Source organism: Leeuwenhoekiella sp. NPDC079379 (assembly GCF_044542075.1).
GTDB lineage: Bacteria > Bacteroidota > Bacteroidia > Flavobacteriales > Flavobacteriaceae > Leeuwenhoekiella.
The window spans coordinates 1-5,729 of sequence record NZ_JBITTU010000015.1; the positions used below are offsets into that span (position 1 = coordinate 1).

3 protein-coding genes are annotated in these 5,729 nt (G+C 46.4%); all 3 read right to left on the bottom strand.

The features are described from left to right. Window positions 1-1,981: insulinase family protein (locus tag ACIGAM_RS17310; RefSeq protein ID WP_396512734.1), on the bottom strand; the 1,981-nt coding region annotated here is incomplete at its 3' end. Continuing rightward, window positions 1,968-3,362: a RagB/SusD family nutrient uptake outer membrane protein gene (locus ACIGAM_RS17315; protein WP_396512735.1), complete on the bottom strand. Its 1,395-nt coding sequence runs from the start codon at window positions 3,360-3,362 to the stop codon at window positions 1,968-1,970. The genes ACIGAM_RS17310 and ACIGAM_RS17315, both read right to left, overlap by 14 nt. A gap of 6 nt (window positions 3,363-3,368) precedes the next feature. Further along, on the bottom strand, window positions 3,369-5,729 hold a 2,361-nt coding region (locus ACIGAM_RS17320; RefSeq protein ID WP_396512736.1), incomplete at its 5' end, for a SusC/RagA family TonB-linked outer membrane protein.

Genomic DNA, 5,729 nt, shown 5'->3' on the forward strand with positions numbered 1-5,729 from the left:
CCCTACCATAAGGTGGTCTTTTATAAAAAAAGAATTCTTCCTCTTGCCAATACCTAAAGGCTGCTGGGTCTTCTCGCGGGTTTGACAGGTATAGATGAGCAAGTTGTAAAAGAGTTTCAAGACGTACGAGCGGTGCCTTCAGGTGTATCCCGCATTCCTCATCATTTACATACAACGCCCTCCCGTAAATCATTCCCAGATCAGTAAATAAGCGCTGTAACTCAAATTGCGTAAAAGACCCTATACCACTGGTTTGAACCCATTCCGGCACCAAATAGGCATTTGTATGGTCTTTGTCCTTGAGATTTTGGGCGCCCAATTCCCGAAAGCCGTGTAACTTTAAGGGGGTACCCTCCTGAGGGTAAAGCACAACCCGCACGCCATTTCCTAATTGTATCACATGTCCTCCTAAAGCATCACTACCCAAATCTTGAGAAGTAACACGAGGCAATCGGGCGATTAGGGAATCGGGTATCAGTTGAGTTTCACGCAGCTCGTCCGATTGCGTACCACCACTTTCATTCTCCTGAAGCCAGCTGCGAAACTCAGCCTCACTCAAGTTCAATACAGCAGCACCTTTAGGAGCCAGAATCCCTATATCATGTGGCCCAGTTCGTAAAAAGGCTTTTAACTCCGAATTTACAGTATCATAGGACAGCTGGTTTAACCAGTGCTTCTTTAAACCGAGCTGATCAAATTCCAAAGATTCTTCTGCCAGCATCCGTTGATCATAAGTACGTAATACTGCTCCCAGAGCATTCGTATCTTTTCGATTTAGAGCATCCAGTACATTCTGCTTCTGTTTTTGGAAAACTACTTCTGTAATTCCCTGTACTTTAAGCTGATTGAGTGCTGTTGCCACTTCCTGCACAGACTCCCACTCCCTACCGGTAAAACAAGTAAGCTCAAGACCCAAGGCAGGTAAGTCGCTACCTTTGTCAAGACCCAGTGAATAATGCCGGGCATAGGTAGTTGGTATTTGACGCAGATGATCTCCAATAAGATCATACACCAATTCATGCATCCATTTTTGCAGGAGAGCTTTAGAAGTCTGTTTCGAAGGCAATGTATTCCTCCAAAACAAATGCATTACAGTTTCTCTGCTTTTGTACTCTCCTTCCTCATACTGTTCCAATTTCACATACTGATTAGGGCGGTTTAAATATTCAGTTTTATAATTTTCAACTTCTTTCGAAGTGTGATTCTCAAGGCCCTCAAAATACTGAACGATATTCTGTTCTGCTTCATCCAGATCAGTTATAGGCCCAACCATCAACAAAGTAGCGCGATCCGGCTTATACCAATCCTTATAAAAGGATTCCACTTGCTGCCAATTAAAAGCTTTTATGTGGGAATAATAGCGTTCAGGGTATACAGGTGTTGTAATAGCATTTGAAATCTTGTTTAAGATGCGTTTCCTCTCAAAAGTGTTAGCACCATTTCTATGTATATATTCCTGATAAAAACTGCCTTGTTCAGCTTTTACGATTTTAGGATCAGGCGTAAACTCACCTGCTAGAAGCCGCTTGAAAAATTGAATGCCGGTAGTATATATTTCCGATTCTAAACTATTAAAAGAGTAAAAATATACGGTATATTCCATATTTGTACCAGCTTGCAGTGGTAGTTCCTGAGCTTGTATGGCTTCCAATAAAACTCCCGGCTTTGCTGCGGCTTCTTCCCTTAAGACACTATAAGGCAAGTGCTCCATAAAATGGGCCATATCGGTTTGCCCTTCCTCTTCCATATGATAACCCGTATGCACATAAAAATTCATGGATACCGTTTGCCCATGCCACGCTTCTTTGGAATGGATTACATACCGCATGCCGTTAGCTAAGGTTCCGCTTCGGGTACCCGTTTCTACAGTATCTGCTTGCGTTTGCCCATACGTAAAAGGACTGCCAAGCAAGAAACAGCTCCATAACAGCCTGAACAGGCTAAAGAGATTCATTAGTTTTAAAAGTTTAATATCCTGCATTTTGAGTCAGATTAGGGTTTTTTAAGATTTCGGCTTCGGGGATGGGGTACAGTAAATCGGTTTCCTGTACTCCTTCCAGCACTTCCAGAGCCTGCTCGTTACGTTTTAAATCCAACCAGCGATGCCCCCATTCGCTAAAAAGCTCTTTGTAGCGTTCTTCCATAACCTGCTGCAATAGCTGTTCCCGGGTAAGTGCTGTGGTAAAATTCAAGGGCTCCACACCGGCCCGCTGCCGGATCGCATTAAGATCGGTTACTGCCTGTTCCAATTCACCCTGCTGCGTACGGGCTTCTGCCCGTATCAGGTACTGCTCTGCAAGGCGCATAACCATGGAGTATTCGGTAAAGGCCCCACCACTGGCATCATAGCGTATCTTGTATTTATAGGGATAGAAATAGGTCTCATTACCGCTGGTCAAACTCCCAATCCAGTTGGCCTCCCTTAAATCACCGGCTTCCCAATTCTGCACGAAAGCTTCATTCATGATAACCGGGCTTCCCATTGGGGTGATGCGGATCAGCAGATTGCCATCCCGGGTATGCATAAAGGTTCCTCCCCAGCCCTCGGGTGATACCTGCCAGAGTGCTTCCCTACTGTTCGCTAAAAACACCGCATTTAAATCTTCAGACAACTCGTAAAGATCAGTAGCGGCCAGGACTTCACTACTGTAGGTTTCGGCCTGCTCCCAGTTTTCCAGATACAGATGTACCCGTGCCAGCAGGCCCAAAGCTGTAAAACGATTCGCCCGGGTCCTTTCGTTATCAGGATAGCGGGTATCTAATAGTTCAGCTGCCCGGTTTAAATCTTCGAGAATGAGATCGTAGACCTCTTCTTGCGGGCTTCGAGGTTTAAGGGCATTGACCATGTAATCCGTTTGTGTAATCAGGGGTACATCCCCATATAAATTGGTCAGGTAGAAATACACAAAGACCCGTATAAACAGGGATTCGCCTTCCAAAGCAGCACGGGTTTCCAGACTTAAACTGCTATTATCAGCAACCCCCTCCAGAATCGCATTACACATATAGATCGTGTTGTAGGCGCCGGACCACAAGGCCAGATTTAGGCGGTTGGTTGCTTCCAGTTGGTGTCCGGCAAAGGCTTCCATCTCAGGTACCGTATTGGTTAAGGTATAGGTATCAGCAGAAAGCCCGCCCAGAAAACTAACACTTTGGTTCCCCCCTGCTGCAAAGGCCGTATTAAACAATTGGATATAAACTCCGTCCATCGCCTCGCGTGCTGTCGCATCATCGCTAAATACGGTAAAACTGGTGATGCGATCATTGGGTACTTCAACTTCTACAAAAGGTTCACAGGCGCCTATCAACAACAAGGCCAGTAAACCCAAGAGAGTTTTATAGGTTTTTAAATACATGTTCATAACAGATTAAAAATTAAGTTTAAGGCCTGCGGTTACTATACGTAGGGCAGGCAAAGTGATACCTGGTGATTGTGGGTCAAGACCTCGGTATTTTGTAAAGGTGAGCAGGTTCTGCCCCTGTAAAAACAAAATGCACGAGTTTAAGCACAGGTATTCAGCGGGAAGCTCATAGCTAAGTCCCAGCGTACGCAGTCTTAAAAAGGAAGCGTCCGTATATACTATGTCACTGGTTTGATATCTAAAATTAGCCAGCAGGGCACTTACTCCTTGCGAAGCCTTTTGTATTTCTGCCACATCTCCGGGGTTTTGCCAACGTCGGTCATAATCTTCCTGCAGTATAGAACCAAATCTGCCCGGCGCAGCTGTGGAGTAGTACTGCTGCCCATCCTGCATGACAAACTCCCATAAAAAATCAAGGCCAAGCCGCCCGTAGGTAAACTGGTTACGAAAGCCTCCAAAGAGACTTCGGGTAAGGTCTTTTACTACCACGCGGTCGTCAAAGTTGTACACCCCGTCTTCATTAACATCCACAACCGTGTATAAACCCGTCTCCGGGTCTACCCCAGTATAATCATAGAGAAACTGAATGTTCAGGGACTCCCCCACTTTGTAGGTGTTGGCATACGAACTCTCTTTAAGGCCCGGGAAGGATACCAGCCGGTTTCGAGGAATACTCAAATTCATCGAGGCCTGCCAACTAAAGCGACCGGTATTTAAATTGGTGGAAGCTTCAAACTCCCAGCCTGTGTTTTCAACCGTGGCATCCAGATTGGCCTGTACGCTGGTAAAACCGGTTAGAGCAGGCAGGTTATAGCCTACCAGTTGATTAGACGAGCGATTGCGGTACCAACTGGTACTCAATCGTATTTGGTCCTTAAAAAAGCCCAGATCAAGCGCCAGTTCTAACTTACGATTTCGCTCCCAGGAGAACGCGGGATTGGTAAGTTGGGTAGGATACAGTCCTCCCCCTCCCGGAGTGGCAGAATAGGTGTCTAAATACCCATAATCCCCTACCTGATCGCTTCCGGCTGAACCATAACTCCCTCGTAATTTGGTAAATGATAGTACGGGTTTTAAACCTTGCATCCAGTTTTCTTCACTCAGGATCCACGCCCCACCTACGGCCCCAAAACTGGCAAAACGCCTTGACGGGCCAAAACGACTACTCCCATCCCGGCGTCCGGTAAGATTGAGGTAGTATTTGCGGGCATAATTCAGACCGATACGCCCAAAAGCTGCTGCGTAGGCATATTCCTGTGTAGTATTATCGGTCACCACCACTTGTTGTGCGGCAGCCAGATTGCCCAATAATTGCTCGTTGGAATAGCCTGTACCCACAATATTGAGTCCAGTGTTCTCCCGATGCTGAAAGGTGGCACCCGCCAAAGCATTTACTTCCAGATCGTCCCAATTATTACTGTAATTGATTTGGGGTTCGGCGATCCAGGATTGGCGGTTGGCATCTATATGCAGGGAACGGGCACGTACATTGGGCCTCAACGCAGGATCGTAAAAGCGAATGGGCTGTTTTACGATTTCAGTACTGTTTAACAGGGTATATCCTGTATTGAGTTTAACTTCAAGTTTAGGAGTGATGGCATACGACAGCGACAGACCGCTGATCAGCTGCTGCACCTGAGCTTCACTCTCCCGGTATAGGGTTGAGAAGGGATTGGTCCAGCTTGAGTCTTCCCAGTTGAGTTCCCCATCCTCCCCATACACTTCAGGTGCATTGGGAGCTAGGGATAATCCTGTGCTTACAAAGCTGCTGCCGTCAAACTGCCGGTTGCGGTCACTACCAAAGCTGGTATTAAACTGCACGCTAAAGCGATCATCACGGCTGTTATGACTCAGGTTCAAATTTGCCGTAAACTTGTTGTATAAAAAATCCCCGGGAAATACAGCGGTCTCTTGTTGATAACCCAGCCCTAGATTAAATCGCGTGGTCTCACTACCCCCACTAACCCCTAGATTAACCCCGGTGGTTTGTGCAGTACCTCCAAAAAGTTTTTCCTGCCAGTCGGTATACCGCTGCGAGTCCCAAAGTACCAAATCAGGAGCATTAGTCTGCGTAGGGGTTGCCCCGTCATTAGCAAAAGCCTCTTCCCTAAGATTGATATAATCCTGCGTGTTTATCAGGTTGAGCTTGCGGGGTACATTACCGGCTCCTCGATAAACGTGTACCTCAAACTGAGTTTCCTGTTTGCCTTTGGATCCCTTTTTTGTGGTAATCAGGATCACGCCGTTTGCCCCACGGGAACCGTATATAGCGGTAGCATCAGCATCTTTTAAGATTTCAATACTGGCTATGTTTGCAGGGTTCAGGGAATTTAAAGGGTCAATCCCGGCAAGAGTCGGACTGGTAAG

Coding starts and splice junctions, on each gene's coding strand:
- ACIGAM_RS17315 (WP_396512735.1), bottom strand. CDS start 3,362: ATGAACATGTATTTAAAAACCTATAAAACTCTCTTGGGTTTACTGGCC.